Here is a 14,996-nt window from a genome sequence, read left to right on the forward strand (position 1 = left end):
TCAAAATCTATTTTCCCATTCATTTCCTCAATGCTTACAGAATCACTTTTCTCTGAAACGATTGGTTGCTCATCCAAAAATTCAAAAATCCTTTCCGAAGAAGCCATACCCATTAGCAGTTGATTATAGATCATACCGACACGGGAAATCGGTTCCCAAAACATACCTAAATAAAAGGCAAAGGAGACAAAAACACCAATGTCTATGGTTCCTTGTTGAATTAAATGTGCTCCGTACCAAATTAAAACGGCAGTACCAATCGCATTAGTCATGTCAACAAAAGGGCGGAACATTGCGTTCTTCTTGGATGCGACCTTCCAACTATCAAAGCTTTCGTAGTTGATTCCATCAAAGAATGCCATATTTTCTTTTTCTTGTGTAAACGACTGTGTCACCCTGATACCTTGTATACTTTCATTTAAGTGGGAATTTAGCTTAGATTGTTTAAGACGGACTAGTTGCCAGCTTCTTCTGATATTTTTTCGTAACGTCGTAGATATGAAAAACATGATGGGTAAAATAATCATCGCAGCAATCGTAAGCTCTGGACTTAATGTGAACAAGATTACAATAATCCCTATTAACATCACGATATCCATTAATAGATTAATAACACCGTTTGTGAATAACTCTTGTAAAGAATTAATATCATTCATAATCCTGACAAGTATGGACCCTGCCGAACGCTGGTCGAAGAATCTATGCGATAGAGTTTGTACGTGAGTAAACAAATGCTTACGCAAATCATAAATGATACTTTGCCCTAAAACGTTCATCCATTTTATTCTGTACACGTTCGCTACATAAAAAACGACATAGAGCCCAGCAATAAGAATCACTAATTTCGTCAATAGGTCGGTGTTCTTTTCCATTATCGCCTTATCGATGGTATATTCTCCTATCAATACAGGTATCAATAGACGGATTGCCGTTGTAATAATCACTGTAAGGATTGATAAAGGCAAAAGAGTCTTCGTATAAGGCTTCATGTAACTTAATAACCGGGACATTTGCTTCCAATTGAATGGCTTTTCTATGACCTGATCAGTGGAATAATGAAAGCGTTCCCGTACGTTTTGATTGGTTTTTTGCGGTTTAATTTTCATAAATGTACCTCCTTTCAATGAGTTTGTGATTGTAACAATCTAGAGTCTTTATATTGAATTTCATAGATTCGTTGGTAAAGTCCCCCATTTGAAATTAATTCTTGATGGATTCCTCTTTCCACAATTTTACCTTGGTCAAGAACTATGATTTCGTCTGCATGCTTTAAGGATGAAATACGATGGGCAATTATGATACTGCTTCTACCATCCATTACTTCTCGTAACGCTTTTTGTATATTATGTTCGGTTTCCATATCAACAGCACTTGTCGCATCATCCAAAATCAAAATGCTAGGATTTAAGCAAATAGCCCTCGCAATTGCGATTCGTTGCTTTTGACCACCAGAAAGTCCTAATCCTCTCTCGCCAAGCAATGTATTATAGCCTTCTGGCAGTTCCATAATAAATTCATGAGCTTGTGCCCTTTTGGCAGCTTCGATGATTTCCTCCATTGAGGCATCTGGCCGTCCGTAGGAAATATTCGCTTTAATTGATGAAGAAAATAAAAAGGATTCCTGTAGTACAAACCCTATGTTTCTTCTTAGTGAGGGTAATGAATATTCCTTAATTTCCTTGCCATCTATCAGAATCTCTCCCGACTCAGGTTCATAAAATCGTGTTATTAACTGAGTAATGGACGTTTTACCACTTCCCGTTGAACCAATTAGTCCAATTGTCTTGCCTGGCGTAAGATGGAAGCTTACATTCTCTAATGCAGAATCATCTTCCTCAGTATATAAAAGTGAAACATTCTTGAACTCTACGTCACCTTTCAGTCTGTCTACCTCAATAGGATTCTCCACCTGTTTGATTTCTTTTTCTTCCTCTAAAATCTCTAATAGTCTTTCTCCTGAAGCTTTGGATTGTGAGAATAGGTTAATGACATAACCTAAGTTCGCAATTGGCCAAATAATGTACCATACTAAGCTATAAAACGCGACCAATTCTCCTGGCTTCAAACTATCATTGATGACAAGATATCCCCCGTATGACAAAAGGAAAACGACTGATAGGTTCCCCATTAGATCCATCAAAGGGAAAAACTTTGCCCAAAGATTGGAAGTGAATATGTATTTCTCCTTGTAATTGCCGTTTGATGAGTTAAATTTTCCTATTTCAAATTCTTCTCTTGATAGTGATTTAACAGTATTGATTCCACTAATATTTTCTTGGACATTTGTATTTAATTTCCCAAACGATTTCCTGATCCCCCTAAAAGCGGGATGTGCAACTCTTTCAAATTTGTAAACAATTACTGCTAGAAAAGGTAGTGAAGCCATCGTTACTAATGTCAATGGAACGGAGTAATAAAACATGATGGCAAAACTAATTGAAATCAACAGTGCAAATCGGATAAGTTCCGAAATCCCAAAAGAAAGGAAGAATCGAAAACCTTCCACATCTGCGGTTAGTCTAGACATCAAATCTCCTGTTTTTGCATTGTCATAATACTTGAATGACAAGTATTGTAACTTTTCATATAAGGAATTTCTAAGTTTATACACCGCGGTAATTCCAAACATATCCCCTGTATATTGGTTAATATAAACAGCGATACCTTTCACAGCCATCAGTGCTACAAACCCAAATGCCAAATAAGGAACTAACCCATATTCCCCTTCTAATATAACCTCATCGATTGTCAGCTGTAATATGATTGGATAAATAAGCGTAATGGATGTCATTATCAATAAAAAGAATAATGATATAAAAAAGTACGACTTATAAGGCCAATAAAAATTCTTCAGCTTCTTAAAAGTTTCCATTATAATCCCCCTTTGCAAGGAAAAGTAAAGTGCGTATCTATAAATATATCGAGGTTCGAAATAAATTTCCATACATTTATTAAAAAATTTTTATTTTTTTGAAATTTCTATAAAAATTTTCCGCAATAAAAAAAGACTGACATTCCCATCCGGAATCCAGTCTCTACCTTATTCTTATTCTGCTTTTTCATTTTCTTCAAGAACGCGGTTAACACGCTTTTCTAACATTTTCATTCCACTTCCACCAGCCTGAAAATGTCTTAAAGCACCTGTCTTATCGAAAACATAATAAGCTGGTACATATTGATTTTGGAATGCATCCGTCAATTTTAATTCATTATCAACGAAGATAGGCTGAGTAATATCATGTTCTGCAGCTACTTTTTTGATTTCATCCATATTGACATCGTCCTCAGAACGAGGCATATGAACGGCGATAACATTTAGTTTATCCTTATATTGATCGCGGAACTCATTAACTTGTGGCATAGCTTCTTTACAGAGATAGCAGCTAATTGACCAAAAATGGATTAATGTTGGCTTTTCACCGATAAGTTCTTCTTTCGAAACCTGTCCATTTAACCATTCTGTCGCCCCATTTAATTCTGGCATTTGCTCACGTAATTTCATATATTCAGCCTCCTTTATCATGAATAAAAAGGATGACTCGTAAATGTAGCGACTATAACATTAAGAGTCTGCAAATCAACGCCTACCCGATAATGTTTTAATTCGCTCAGCTTCCCGAGTCACCCTATACAAACTTGTACTACCATTGGATTAGGCTATACAAATTTAATTAATTGCTTGTCCAAATGTTTGTATTACAGAGTTTTTTGTCCAGGTCTCCAGTTAGCAGGGCAAAGAGCACCTGTTTGTAAAGCTTGAAGCACACGAAGTGTTTCATCCACGTCACGTCCGATATTGTTGTGGTTAACAACAGAGTACATTAATTCACCTTCTGGACTGATGATGAATAATCCACGTAATGCGATACCTTCTTCTTCAATCAAGACACCATATTCACGAGAAACAACATGGTTTGTGTCAGCTGCTAAAGGATACTTTAGTTCACCAAGACCATTTTCTTTACGATCAGTGTTAATCCAAGCTAAGTGAGTGTGAATTGTATCAGTAGATACTCCAACTACTTCTGCATCTAAATCTTCAAACTCGTCGTAGCGATCAGATAAAGCAGTGATTTCTGTTGGGCACACGAAAGTGAAGTCCATTGGATAGAAGAAAAGAACTGTCCACTTTCCGTTTTTCATGTTTTCTTCAAGGCTAACCTTTCCAAATTGCTTATCAGTTAATACAGCATCCATCTCGAAACGAGGTGCTTGTTTACCTACCATACGTTCTGGCATGAAAATCCCTCCAAATAATTATTTATTAATTGAGAAAAAAGTTTGTTTTTTCTCAATTAGTCTCAAGTCACATTAATCATTATATCTTTGTCCCATAAGAGCGTCAATATTTAATTAAAATAAATATAAATAAACATTTAGTACAAACAACACTACAAAATGGGATATACATTTTCCACACTGTAGAAGTATTGCCAGATTAATTTCAACCTATCCCTCACCAGAATGTGGAATTATCTATTACCTTTCTTAGTTTACCATTGATTAATTTTTGTACAAAATGATTTGCCTTCTAGGATGCATTCATATATTAATTAGTGTCAATACTATTTAATGTAAATTACATTCATCATAAACAAATAAAATAATCTTACTTTTCTAATAGTTATATTTTCCTATAAAACAAGATTATACTTAATCAGAATGGGTAATATATACCAAACGGAGGGATTTGTCATGTTAGATTCCTATGAAAATAAGTTATTTCTTAATGAATTAACAAAGTTACAATGTGAATATAAAGCATGTAAAGACGCTGCACTTAAACAAGCCATTATATCAGACATTGAATTGATTAAAGCTGCTTTAAAAAAAGCTAAAGAGAATATGAATTAATACTCCCTTCATTCGGGTCTTATGTATGATGTTGCTGTGATTTCTTGAACGTGATTGGATCATATATTAGACTCATACTAGTTGATTTTTTCGGAGGGGAACATTTTTGATAGATTTAATACAACTATACTTGGTGAACATTAGTAACCACCTAAAGGATTTTGCGTGGTCTAGTATCTTAATAAAGAGCGGAATAACCCTCTTACAAATCTTTGCAATTTATATAGGATTTGTTATTCTACGTGGGCTTGGTAATAAATTGACAGAGAGAACTTTTACAAAAGTAAATCAAAGAAAAGGAGTTTCTGTCGCACGTGCCAAAACACTTGAAAGCCTAACGAAAAATATTATAGGCTATGTGCTAATATTTTTCCTTGTCATTACCATTCTTCAGTTGTTTGGAATCCAAGCAACAGCGATTCTAGCTGGTGCAGGAGTAGTGGGACTGGCCATCGGATTTGGTGCTCAAGGGCTTGTAAGTGACGTTGTTACCGGATTTTTCATTTTGCTTGAAAGACAAATGGATGTAGGAGATTATGTAACTATTGGGGCCCTTGAAGGAATTGTTGAAGAAGTGGGTTTAAGAACTGCACAAGTACGGGGATTTAATGGAACCCTTCATTATATCCCGAACAGAACTATAACTACGCTAAGTAATCATTCGAGAGGAAATATGAGGGCATTAGTCGATATTACGGTCCCCGCTTCAAATAATATTGATGAAGCAATTTCAGAAATTCAAAAGATTTGCCACCTAATTGCGGAAATCAACCCTGCCATTATTGAAGGACCAAGAGTATTAGGAGTTCAAACGTATGGCACTAATGAAGTAGTCCTTCGGGTAATTGCAAAAGTGAAAAACGGAGAACAAACTGCTGTTGAAGCACAATTAAAGAGAGCACTTCATGAAAAAATTCATGAATATTTGAAAATCACTTCTGAAGGAAAATAATTAAGTTTTCATTCGATATCGAAAGGGGAAGAACATTTCGTTCCTCCCCTTTTTCTATTTAATATTTACTTTATTTTGGATGTCCTTGACCACTAATTCTAAATCAGTTGGGACTTGTGGAATCGAATAACCAACAAATAATGGTGTAGTGACGTACCTCGGTACAATCTTACATGCAAATGAGGCACCTATTTGATAGAAAAATAGATTATAACTTTTACAAGGAAAACGAAATAAGTTTAACAAATAATAAACTGATTGTTGGATAAAATCTGCAAATGCCTCTATCTTACCATTTTGAGACATTACAACATTCAACTCATAAAAGCCCATACGTGGATTGGAAGATAAGTTCCATTCTACCTCGTCCTTATAATCAATAACATATCCCTTAAAATCTTCATTATGAATGTTTGTTCTATAATCAACTTTATTAAGACCCACAATTTGCATATGCGGGTGTGCAATCGAACCACCTGAAAGTGGCCCATGATTCTTGAACATTAATACACTTGCATATTTCCCACTTAACATAAAATCCTGCCAATGTTTCATAGCAAATTGAAATAGCTTGTATAAATGATTTTTAGGGTATTGTGAAAGATCAGATTCACAACCACCACCTTCAATCAAGACGGTTTGATAGGTATCACGAAGCGTTTGGTATTTGTTTTCGACCAAAATAATGGGGCCATTGCGATCAATAATGATTTCTAATTGATTCTCATCACAAAACGGGCAAGATGTTTCTTTGTTATGAATAGTCGAGGGCTTCTGCCTTCCAACAGCCGGTTCAAAAAATAACTGTTTCTCCATTTCTTTCTACTCCTTACTGCACTTTTTTCTAACTTTATCATATTTACTTTACTAATTTCCCAAAAAATAAAAGCTTGGCTGAAAATCCAAGCTTTACAATTATCGGCTGTTCCCTTTAAAAGTAAAATAATCAGTCATTAGTTTTATCGCAGTCCCTATTGCTTCTTCACTAGGGTTTAACCCTGCATTATGTAATCCGAACGAAGAATCTGCCCCAAGCCAAAACATAAAGCCTGGAATTTTCTCCAGCATAAAACCGAAATCTTCCCCTGTCATAGCTTCCCTACATTCAAATAATTCTACATCGTTACGATCTGAAACGAAATCCATAAACTCTCGTGTTAATTTAGATTCATTGAATACTTGGTGATACATAGCTCCATAATCAATAGAGGCCTTACATTCAAATCCTATTTCTATTCCTTTTACAATATGTTCAATACGCTCTTTTACTTTCACCATTGACTCAACTGAAAGCGTTCGGATTGTGCCTTCCAGCCTTGCATCTTCGGCAATAATGTTTTGGACGGTACCTCCAGTAATTTTCCCAACAGTTATGACTGCTGAATCCAATGGATCAACATTTCTAGAAATGATAGTCTGTAGCTGGTTTACAAGCTGACATGCAGCGACAACCATATCATTGCTTTTATGAGGGTAGGCAGCGTGACCACCTTTACCTTTTAAATCAATAAATAGTTCCGATGTATTAGCAAACAATAAACCTTCCTTAATCGCAACCGTACCAACCTTATATTCAGGCGCAATATGAAGCGCTGTAATCATATCAGGCATCCATTTTTGAAACTCTTCTGATGCAAGCATAGGTTCTGCCCCACCAGGACCTTCTTCTGCTGGTTGAAAAATGAACAAAAGATTATCATTAATCGGGTTCTTTGTAAAATAAGTAAGTATGCCAAGCGCAATACTCATATGGAGATCATGTCCACATGCATGCATTCTTCCCTCATGCTCAGATTGAAATGGCAATTCCGTTGCCTCATTTATAGGTAGACCATCTATATCTGTTCTATATCCTATTGTTTTAGTCGGCTTTTTCCCATTCACCTTCACGAGGATTCCTGTCCTCCAGGTTTGAATCTCTAAACAATCTTGTGGAAGTGAACCAATGTATTGCATTAAATAGGCATGAGTTTTATGCTCTTGAAATCCAAGTTCCGGAATTTTGTGTAAATCCCTTCTGATTTTGACAAATGGGGCTACTGTCATACTACTCTCCTCTTTCCTCCCAGAAATAAAAAAGGTGACCCAAGAAAAGATCAAAATCTTTAATTCATCACAAATATGCTTTGAATAGATTTTTGACCATTTACTGAGTCACCTACTTCGTAAATATAGCCGCTTAAAGCTGGCGAAGTTCTTTCATAATTTCAGTTTTTGATTTTGTTTTGTCATCAATTTGCTTGATTACACGCGCAGGAATACCAGTTGCTACGGAGTATGGAGGGATGTCTTGCGTTACAACAGCACCTGCTCCAACTACAGAACCTTTACCTACAGTAACTCCTTCAAGTACTACAACGTTAGCGCCAATCATAACATCATCTTCAACCACAACTGGTTTTGCAGAAGGTGGTTCAATTACACCTGCAAGGACACTACCTGCACCAATATGACAGTTGCTTCCTACTGTTGCACGACCTCCAAGTACTGCGTTCATATCAATCATAGTTCCAGGACCGATTACAGCGCCAATATTAATGGACGCACCCATCATAATAACTGCATTATCGCCAATTTCCACTTGATCACGAATAATTGCACCTGGCTCAATACGAGCCTTAATGTTTTTCATATCCAACAAAGGAATCGCAGAATTGCGTCGATCATTTTCCACGACATAATCTTCAATTTTTGCTTCGTTAGCTTGGATTGCTTCACTAATTTCAGCCCATTCTCCAAAAACAACACCACTGTTCCCCGTGATGAATGATTTAACAGTTTCTCCGAAATTGATGCCTTCAAGGTCACCTTTTATGTATACTTTAACAGGTGTAGATTTTTTTGCGTTTGCAATAAATGAAATAATTTCATGAGCATCCATCATTTTCATGAGAATGGCCCCCTTTTTAATATTAATATAGACATACTTTATCAAACAAAAGTTTGTTAAACAAGAAAAAAGTCGAATCAAATTATTGTGGTAAAAAGTCTTGAACCAATTCGACAAAGGCTTGCACTTGTTTCAGTTCAAATGCCGCTTCATACCCCAGTAACCAAGTGTCTCGTTCAATTGGATGATCCTGTTCATCTAAAAGAGGTATTTTGTATATACTTTTTTCTGTGTCTTGGATGGTGATAGCCGGTAGAATGGCATACCCTATTCCATTAAAAGCCATTTGCTTACATGTTTCAATTTGATCCACTACTATGGTCCTTTTCGGTGCTGTGTGGAATTGTCTTAGCCACCAATCTTGGATTTCCTGATAATAACTAGAATCACTTTTGAATTGAATAAACGGCCGATCAGTTTCAATTACCTGCTCTAACTTGTTCATCTCCGTGTCCACTAAAAATAGACCGTCATTGAACAAATGTTTCTTTACACCTTTCCAATCAGAGTGTCCTCTTACAATTCCTATATGGACATGATCATCATATAACGCCTTTAATATCTCACTACTCCAGCCTGTAACCAAGGAAATTTTAGCATGTGGATACTTTCTTACAAATTCTTTTAATACTTTTGGCAGCCAATTCTGTCCCACTATGGATGCACATGCAATTCGTAAAGTACCATATACTTTTGAATCCATCGCTTGAATTTCTTCCTTGACCTTTTCTCTCTTTTCAATTACTTCGTTTGCAAATTTTACGACAGATTCACCTGCCGGGGTTAACGACAATCCTTTTTGTGAACGGATAAACAATTTTGTCTGCCATTCTTTTTCAATCGTTTGTAATCGTTGAGACAGAGCAGGCTGTGACACAAAAAGTCGCTCTGCAGCCTTTCGCATATTCATTTCTTGAGCGAGCACGGAAAGTAGCTGGTATTCAGAAAATGACATATATAGATAATCCCCTTGATAATAATTTCTTATGACATTTAATCAATTTATTATTATTTCTTTATTGAAATTAATTCAATAAACTATAAATGTCAAATATAGGGGGTGTCTCTCATGACTGCAATTATATTAATATTATTGGGTTTTACCGTTGCTTTTATCGGTACACTTGCAGGTAGCGGTGGACTTATTGGAATGCCTTCACTAATGTTACTAGGTGTACCGGTGCATAGCGCGATTGCAACAGCTAAGTTTTCAAATGTGATCAGCTCCTTCTCCAGCTTTTATGTTCTCCTTAAAAAGAAAGAATTAAAGCTTATAGAAGCAATAAAATTAATTCCGGTTGCACTTCTGGGCGGCCTAACAGGTGGAATAGTGGCTACGTCGATATCTGATAAAACTATGAGTATTTTTGCGATTTTCTTATTAAGTGGAGCATTTGTTCTCTCATTCATTAAGAAACCGAAACCCGTTGGAGGTGAAGGTTGGTATCCAGCAACTAAAACATATCCTCAATTATTTGGTATTAGTACGTACGACGGGATGTTCGGGCCTGGTCAAGCTACCATGCTTATGTATACATTTATTTGGAATGGCGCTTCCTATCTCCAAGCAATAGCTTACACACGCTTCCAAACGTTCCTAAGTTGTTTTGCTGCCTTTTTTCCTTTTTGGCTGAATGGAGATTTAAAGTGGAATATAGCCTTATACTTTGCATTCGGATCACTGATTGGTGCACAAACGGCTGTAAGATTGGCTCCAAAAATACCGACAAAATATTTAAAATGGCTGCTAAATGTAGTGACAGTTTTTCTTATTCTACAGCTACTTTGGAATGTAATTTCTTTTAAGTAAAGTAAAGTAAAGTAAAAGTATAAAAAGGATGAATCAGAAAATATCATCAGATACTTTTTGATTCATCCTTTTTAACAGATTATTCAACAGAATTATTTAATTGTTGAAGGATTGCACGTCTTGTCAAAATCCCCTCAAAAATACCTTCATCATTTTGAACACAAACAAAAGGATGGTCAATTAACATTTCTAAACCTTGTTTCATATCATCTTCTAGATTAAGCCTTGGAATGTCACTTTTCATGACTTCTGTTACTTTTTTACTTTCTAATTGTTCAAACTCTATTCGGGTTAATCCTAAGATTGAATCTAAAATCATTGGTGTGCTAATTAGGCCATGCAGTTTATAAAAAGGATCCAATACCGGAATTGCTGTATATCCACTTTTGGTTAGCACCAACAAAGTGTGCTCTAGATTGTTTCCAAGTTGAACATGAGCGACTCGTTCTGCTGGAATGATAAACTCTTTAATCTTAGATGAAAGTAACTCATTATTGTGTATACTAAGCATATTTATATAAACCCCTTACCTTTAATAAGTAACGAAAAAAAACACACCCCTATCTATAATAACATAGGTCAGTCATTCTTTCCCCTTTAAGAAAACAGGTAAACTTATTTACTTTTTGCTTTACTATTTAGTAAATCATATAAATCATCAAGAGTCTTTCGGGTCTTAATTGCTTCTTTCTTCAATGTAATTAGTTCAGCTAACATAAGTAACATTACGAAAAAGAGGACAATCAATATTAAATAAAGCACATCTATTACCACCCTTTTACCATTATATTCATATTATAGCAGTTATGTGGCAGAGGATGGACTTTCTTCAACACATAAAAAAATAAGAGCCCAAATGGACTCCTATTTTTTATGCTTGCAATAAATCAAAAATTTCAATCGTAATCATATCAATGTTATCAAACTGATATTTGGAAGACTTTCCTTTTTCGCTATATACTTCCAGTTCAAACATATCTGTTTTATTGAAGAATGTTACCTGACAAATTTTTGCTCCGTCCACTTCAAAGAAACGTTGAGCTGTTTCTGATTCCTTTGCTTGTTCTTGTAGACTCTTTAATCTGGTAAGGATGCCTTGTAATTGAGACATACTTCCACTCCTTTCTCAATGAAACCTATATCCGATAGGATTCACTATAACATACTTTCTTATCCTTTTGCTATGACAATGTATATTCAGAATCTTTTCTCTAATTTCTTTACAGATAGAATCATATAACCATACAATAAAGTAGGAATTGGATACAAATAAGGGGGAATCATTTTGAAGACTGTGAAGGATTTAGGGAATGACATTTACCTAATGGATTGCTATGATTTGCAAAGAACAGGCCGCACAGGAACCTATGTAATAAAAGACGAGAATAACATCACTTTAATAGAATCTTCAGCAAGCCCTTCAATACCTTACATATTAGATGGTTTACGTGAATTAAATATATCTCCAGAGAACATAACATACCTTATAGTTACACATATCCATTTAGACCATGCGGGTGGTGCTGGTTTATTGTTGAGGGAATGCCCGAATGCAAATATCATAGTCCACCCAAATGGAGCAAGACATTTAGAGGATCCATCAAGGTTGATCGCGGGTGCACGAGCAGTATATGGAGATGATTTTAATCGCTTATTCGAACCCATAATCCCTATCGATCCTTCAAGGATCATCATAAAAAAAGATCAAGAAACCTTATCACTTTCATCCAAACGCACCTTAACGTTCTATGATACACCTGGACATGCCAACCATCACTTGTCTATTTTCGATAATCTTTCAATGGGTATATTTACAGGGGATACTGCAGGGATTTACTATGAAGAATTAAAACAAAATGACATTCATTTTTATTTACCTTCGACTTCACCTAATCAATTCAATCCTGAAGCGATGATACAATCTTTACACTTATATAAGAATCTTGGTGTGAAATCCATTTACTTTGGTCATTATGGAATGTCCACACAACCTGAGGAAGTGTATAATCAACTCACTCATTGGATTCCAATATTTCTTGAGGCAACTGAAGAAGGGATGAAGCAAGGTGGAACATTCGAAGGTCAAACGGAGTCTGTCTACCGACTATTGATGAATAAGGTTCGAGCATATTTAGAGGAATTGCAAGTTAACATTGATCATCCCGTCTATGAAATCCTAAAGCTTGATTTACATGTAAGTGCGATGGGGTTAGTCGATTATTATCGTAAAGGAAATAGATAATATTTTCTACCGGGTCACATCTGTGTCCGGGTTATTTTTTTTTTGTAAATTTAACGCGTTTCACTCTCTTTTTCTAAGCTTTTTTATTATAATCGATGTAGTAGGGAGAAATTTTTTCCTACATATTACAAAATTCATCATTATTAGAGGTGAACTCAATTGGCTCAAGTAATTTTATTTTCCCAACCTCAATGTCCCCCTTGTGAATTTGCAAAGAACTATTTAAAGGAACATGGAATCACCTTTGTAGAAAAAAATATCGCACAAAATACTGCTGCTAGAAAAGAATTAACTACAAGGTACCAATCGTTTAGTACTCCCACTTTCGTTATTGGGTCAGAAGTAGTAATTGGTTTCGATCAAGCCCGTATTGAAGCCCTATTATCCTTGTAGTTCACATCAGTATTTTCATAAAACTTTATCCCCATGTTTTTTCCAAAAAAAACATTAAAAATACAACAAAAAAATTATTGAAAAAAAGTAACCCCATAGATTATTATTAGGATTGCTGATTATATACAGCATGTGTCTTGGGGTGAATTTTAGTGTGTGAAAATTGATTTACTCTAAAGACAATAATAGGAAAGGGGCGGATAGTTATTTGTTAAGAAAAAGGGAAATTCACGACTCCTCAGTGCTGTTCGAGTTATTATCCCATCCAGAAGTGTTTCCATTTGTCCGCGAAAAAGCGCAAACATTTGATGAATATATGTTTGTCATGAAATCGATAATGGACGCTGAAGAAAACGGAAACCTAATTAGTCGTGTCATTACAGACGAGTATGGTAGGGCTGTTGGTACTATTAACTTGTTTGATATTTATGATCGTAGTGGTTACTTGGCTACATGGTTAGGAAAGCCATTTCATGGCATGGGTTATAATCAAATGGCAAAAGAAATGTTTATTGAGGAATTATTTCGTGATTATGATATTGAAAATGTATTAGTTAAAATAAGAAAAACAAACCTTCGCTCAATAAAAGCAATAGAAAAGCTCTCTTATGTTCTTGATGGAGAAGAAGTTTTCCACGATGAATATAAACGCATAAATGCAGAAGAAGATATCTATAGGCTGTTTGTGGTAAACAAGCATTTATTCTATGCTTATATGAAAAATGAGCAAGAAGAGGTTGTCTTGGAGGCATGATTTAATTTATGATATGTGACACCAATACGTAACACCCCATTCGTTCAAACAAATAAACGGATGGGGTGTTACGTTATTTTTGCCATGTTTTTAGTGAGAAAATACGGTCCCACTCCGAAATAATATCCCTAAATGTAGCCCCTACAGTTGCTTCATATGGTTTCCAATTAAAAAAAGAAGTTAATGTTACCGCTTCATATTCTGAAGAAATATCGGATTGTACATACTGAGGATTTACCTCTAGAGCATGATGTTCCAAAGAAAAATCATCGTCCGATTTCACCTCATTCATTTCATAGATGACTACATCCACTTTCCAATTCCCTTTTTCATTTATAAGATTCACGCTTTCTTTATGGCCTTTATACGATACAGGAGCGTCTTCTACCGCTTCAAAAAATTCGGTCATTTGGACAACGTCTCCTTCTTCCCTAACCTCTGTATTTTCCCCGTATGAGAAGTAAGGTATAATGTTTGGGGCAAAATCAGTACCTAATATCCCAAACTTTCCTTCTTCAAATTCAAACATGTTTTCTGAAATAAATTGATCAATAAATTTTTGAGTAAAATAAGGTTTCATAAGGACGATGATTTCCTCTTTTGAATAAAGATTCTCACCAAAAGAAAGTTGAATGTTAGCTGCATTTTTTAGCAGATTAAAATATTGTTCACGGCTAACCTCTTCTTGTTTCGTTTCCTTTACTTGGATATTCTTGATAACTTCATTTTTATGTATCGTATCCGCTCCGGCAACTGAACCTGTGGAAAAAAACAGAGATGCTGATATAATGATTTTTGCCGTATGTTTTTGCATTATTTAAGCTCCTTTTTTTCTGAAATTGTTTTGTACTTACCATTCTATCAATCACTTCTAGCAATCAATATAAAAACAATTCGTTAAATAAATACATGAGCTGACAAATTCCTTTTATTTATGATGTAAATAATGACTATATTAAACATTACCCAAAATTTCCTGTAGAAAACCGTCACATGAAAGAAAAAATTGTGGTAAAAAATGGTTCTCCGTCAAATGTTGGGGGAAAATCATTCTAGGCTACCGCGCTTCGCTTGGTGGCCTTTTGTTCTGTGGAGGGATGG

18 protein-coding genes are annotated in these 14,996 nt (G+C 35.4%); 6 read left to right on the plus strand and 12 right to left on the minus strand.

The window, feature by feature from the left end; all coding sequences use genetic code 11:
* From DBX25_RS21205 to DBX25_RS06005, 4 genes are all read right to left on the minus strand, one after another.
* Positions 1-1,106 (minus strand): ABC transporter ATP-binding protein (locus tag DBX25_RS21205; RefSeq protein ID WP_240620176.1); only part of this gene is annotated, 1,106 nt, incomplete at its 3' end.
* Positions 1,107-1,120: 14 nt separating this feature from the next.
* Positions 1,121-2,872 carry an ABC transporter ATP-binding protein gene (locus DBX25_RS05995; RefSeq protein ID WP_108669866.1) on the minus strand — a complete coding sequence of 584 codons (1,752 nt, stop codon included), beginning with the start codon at positions 2,870-2,872 and terminating at the stop codon, positions 1,121-1,123.
* A 174-nt stretch (positions 2,873-3,046) separates the two neighbouring features.
* Positions 3,047-3,502 (minus strand): TlpA disulfide reductase family protein, encoded by a 456-nt coding sequence (locus tag DBX25_RS06000; RefSeq protein WP_108669867.1) that lies wholly within the window; start codon positions 3,500-3,502, stop codon positions 3,047-3,049.
* A 194-nt stretch (positions 3,503-3,696) separates the two neighbouring features.
* Positions 3,697-4,239, minus strand: coding sequence for a peroxiredoxin (locus DBX25_RS06005; protein ID WP_108669868.1), 543 nt, complete (start codon positions 4,237-4,239; stop codon positions 3,697-3,699).
* 456 nt (positions 4,240-4,695) lie between these two features.
* Between DBX25_RS06005 and DBX25_RS20505 the strand changes: the two genes are divergently transcribed.
* Positions 4,696-4,854 carry a hypothetical protein gene (locus tag DBX25_RS20505; protein ID WP_157950891.1) on the plus strand — a complete coding sequence of 53 codons (159 nt, stop codon included), beginning with the start codon at positions 4,696-4,698 and terminating at the stop codon, positions 4,852-4,854.
* Between the two features lie 106 nt (positions 4,855-4,960).
* Positions 4,961-5,806 carry a mechanosensitive ion channel family protein gene (locus DBX25_RS06010; protein WP_240620177.1) on the plus strand — a complete coding sequence of 282 codons (846 nt, stop codon included), beginning with the start codon at positions 4,961-4,963 and terminating at the stop codon, positions 5,804-5,806.
* A gap of 54 nt (positions 5,807-5,860) precedes the next feature.
* Here DBX25_RS06010 and DBX25_RS06015 read toward each other — a convergent pair whose 3' ends face one another.
* The 4 genes from DBX25_RS06015 to DBX25_RS06030 all read right to left on the minus strand — a co-directional run bounded on the left by DBX25_RS06015 (position 5,861) and on the right by DBX25_RS06030 (position 9,651).
* A complete protein-coding gene (locus DBX25_RS06015; protein ID WP_108669869.1) occupies positions 5,861-6,622 on the minus strand; it encodes a DUF4931 domain-containing protein in 762 nt (253 codons plus the stop codon).
* A gap of 99 nt (positions 6,623-6,721) precedes the next feature.
* Positions 6,722-7,852 (minus strand): N-acetyldiaminopimelate deacetylase, encoded by a 1,131-nt coding sequence (locus tag DBX25_RS06020; RefSeq protein ID WP_108669870.1) that lies wholly within the window; start codon positions 7,850-7,852, stop codon positions 6,722-6,724.
* 133 nt (positions 7,853-7,985) lie between these two features.
* Positions 7,986-8,696, minus strand: coding sequence for a 2,3,4,5-tetrahydropyridine-2,6-dicarboxylate N-acetyltransferase (gene dapD, locus DBX25_RS06025; protein WP_108669871.1), 711 nt, complete (start codon positions 8,694-8,696; stop codon positions 7,986-7,988).
* Between the two features lie 82 nt (positions 8,697-8,778).
* Positions 8,779-9,651: a LysR family transcriptional regulator gene (locus DBX25_RS06030; protein ID WP_108669872.1), complete on the minus strand. Its 873-nt coding sequence runs from the start codon at positions 9,649-9,651 to the stop codon at positions 8,779-8,781.
* 114 nt (positions 9,652-9,765) lie between these two features.
* Between DBX25_RS06030 and DBX25_RS06035 the strand changes: the two genes are divergently transcribed.
* The gene (locus DBX25_RS06035; protein WP_108669873.1) at positions 9,766-10,506 is read left to right on the plus strand and encodes a sulfite exporter TauE/SafE family protein; all 741 of its coding nucleotides are present in this window, start codon (positions 9,766-9,768) and stop codon (positions 10,504-10,506) included.
* Between the two features lie 79 nt (positions 10,507-10,585).
* On the opposite strand, the gene cbpB is transcribed toward DBX25_RS06035, so the two are convergent.
* The 3 genes from cbpB to DBX25_RS06045 all read right to left on the minus strand — a co-directional run bounded on the left by cbpB (position 10,586) and on the right by DBX25_RS06045 (position 11,617).
* A complete protein-coding gene (cbpB, locus tag DBX25_RS06040) occupies positions 10,586-11,017 on the minus strand; it encodes a cyclic-di-AMP-binding protein CbpB (RefSeq protein WP_108669874.1) in 432 nt (143 codons plus the stop codon).
* A gap of 104 nt (positions 11,018-11,121) precedes the next feature.
* Positions 11,122-11,268 carry a hypothetical protein gene (locus DBX25_RS20510; RefSeq protein WP_157950892.1) on the minus strand — a complete coding sequence of 49 codons (147 nt, stop codon included), beginning with the start codon at positions 11,266-11,268 and terminating at the stop codon, positions 11,122-11,124.
* A 109-nt stretch (positions 11,269-11,377) separates the two neighbouring features.
* Entirely contained in the window at positions 11,378-11,617 is a 240-nt protein-coding gene (locus DBX25_RS06045) for a YkuJ family protein (RefSeq protein WP_108669875.1), read from the minus strand.
* 174 nt (positions 11,618-11,791) lie between these two features.
* Between DBX25_RS06045 and DBX25_RS06050 the strand changes: the two genes are divergently transcribed.
* The 3 genes from DBX25_RS06050 (at position 11,792) to DBX25_RS06060 (ending at position 13,895) form a co-directional block, all read left to right on the plus strand.
* Positions 11,792-12,748, plus strand: a complete 957-nt coding sequence (locus tag DBX25_RS06050) for an MBL fold metallo-hydrolase (RefSeq protein ID WP_108669876.1) — start codon at positions 11,792-11,794, stop codon at positions 12,746-12,748.
* Positions 12,749-12,907: 159 nt separating this feature from the next.
* Positions 12,908-13,141, plus strand: a complete 234-nt coding sequence (locus tag DBX25_RS06055) for a glutaredoxin family protein (RefSeq protein ID WP_108669877.1) — start codon at positions 12,908-12,910, stop codon at positions 13,139-13,141.
* A gap of 208 nt (positions 13,142-13,349) precedes the next feature.
* Positions 13,350-13,895: a GNAT family N-acetyltransferase gene (locus DBX25_RS06060; RefSeq protein ID WP_108669878.1), complete on the plus strand. Its 546-nt coding sequence runs from the start codon at positions 13,350-13,352 to the stop codon at positions 13,893-13,895.
* Positions 13,896-13,968: 73 nt separating this feature from the next.
* Here DBX25_RS06060 and DBX25_RS06065 read toward each other — a convergent pair whose 3' ends face one another.
* The gene (locus DBX25_RS06065; RefSeq protein WP_108669879.1) at positions 13,969-14,709 is read right to left on the minus strand and encodes a DUF3993 domain-containing protein; all 741 of its coding nucleotides are present in this window, start codon (positions 14,707-14,709) and stop codon (positions 13,969-13,971) included.
* Positions 14,710-14,996 lie beyond the last annotated feature (287 nt).

Source organism: Peribacillus acanthi (assembly GCF_003073175.1).
Lineage (GTDB): Bacteria > Bacillota > Bacilli > Bacillales > DSM-1321 > Bacillus_BN > Bacillus_BN acanthi.

Coding starts and splice junctions, on each gene's coding strand:
- DBX25_RS05995 (WP_108669866.1), bottom strand. CDS start 2,872: ATGGAAACTTTTAAGAAGCTGAAGAATTTTTATTGGCCTTATAAGTCG.
- DBX25_RS06000 (WP_108669867.1), bottom strand. CDS start 3,502: ATGAAATTACGTGAGCAAATGCCAGAATTAAATGGGGCGACAGAATGG.
- DBX25_RS06005 (WP_108669868.1), bottom strand. CDS start 4,239: ATGCCAGAACGTATGGTAGGTAAACAAGCACCTCGTTTCGAGATGGAT.
- DBX25_RS20505 (WP_157950891.1), top strand. CDS start 4,696: ATGTTAGATTCCTATGAAAATAAGTTATTTCTTAATGAATTAACAAAG.
- DBX25_RS06015 (WP_108669869.1), bottom strand. CDS start 6,622: ATGGAGAAACAGTTATTTTTTGAACCGGCTGTTGGAAGGCAGAAGCCC.
- DBX25_RS06020 (WP_108669870.1), bottom strand. CDS start 7,852: ATGACAGTAGCCCCATTTGTCAAAATCAGAAGGGATTTACACAAAATT.
- dapD (WP_108669871.1), bottom strand. CDS start 8,696: ATGAAAATGATGGATGCTCATGAAATTATTTCATTTATTGCAAACGCA.
- DBX25_RS06030 (WP_108669872.1), bottom strand. CDS start 9,651: ATGTCATTTTCTGAATACCAGCTACTTTCCGTGCTCGCTCAAGAAATG.
- DBX25_RS06035 (WP_108669873.1), top strand. CDS start 9,766: ATGACTGCAATTATATTAATATTATTGGGTTTTACCGTTGCTTTTATC.
- cbpB (WP_108669874.1), bottom strand. CDS start 11,017: ATGCTTAGTATACACAATAATGAGTTACTTTCATCTAAGATTAAAGAG.
- DBX25_RS06045 (WP_108669875.1), bottom strand. CDS start 11,617: ATGTCTCAATTACAAGGCATCCTTACCAGATTAAAGAGTCTACAAGAA.
- DBX25_RS06065 (WP_108669879.1), bottom strand. CDS start 14,709: ATGCAAAAACATACGGCAAAAATCATTATATCAGCATCTCTGTTTTTT.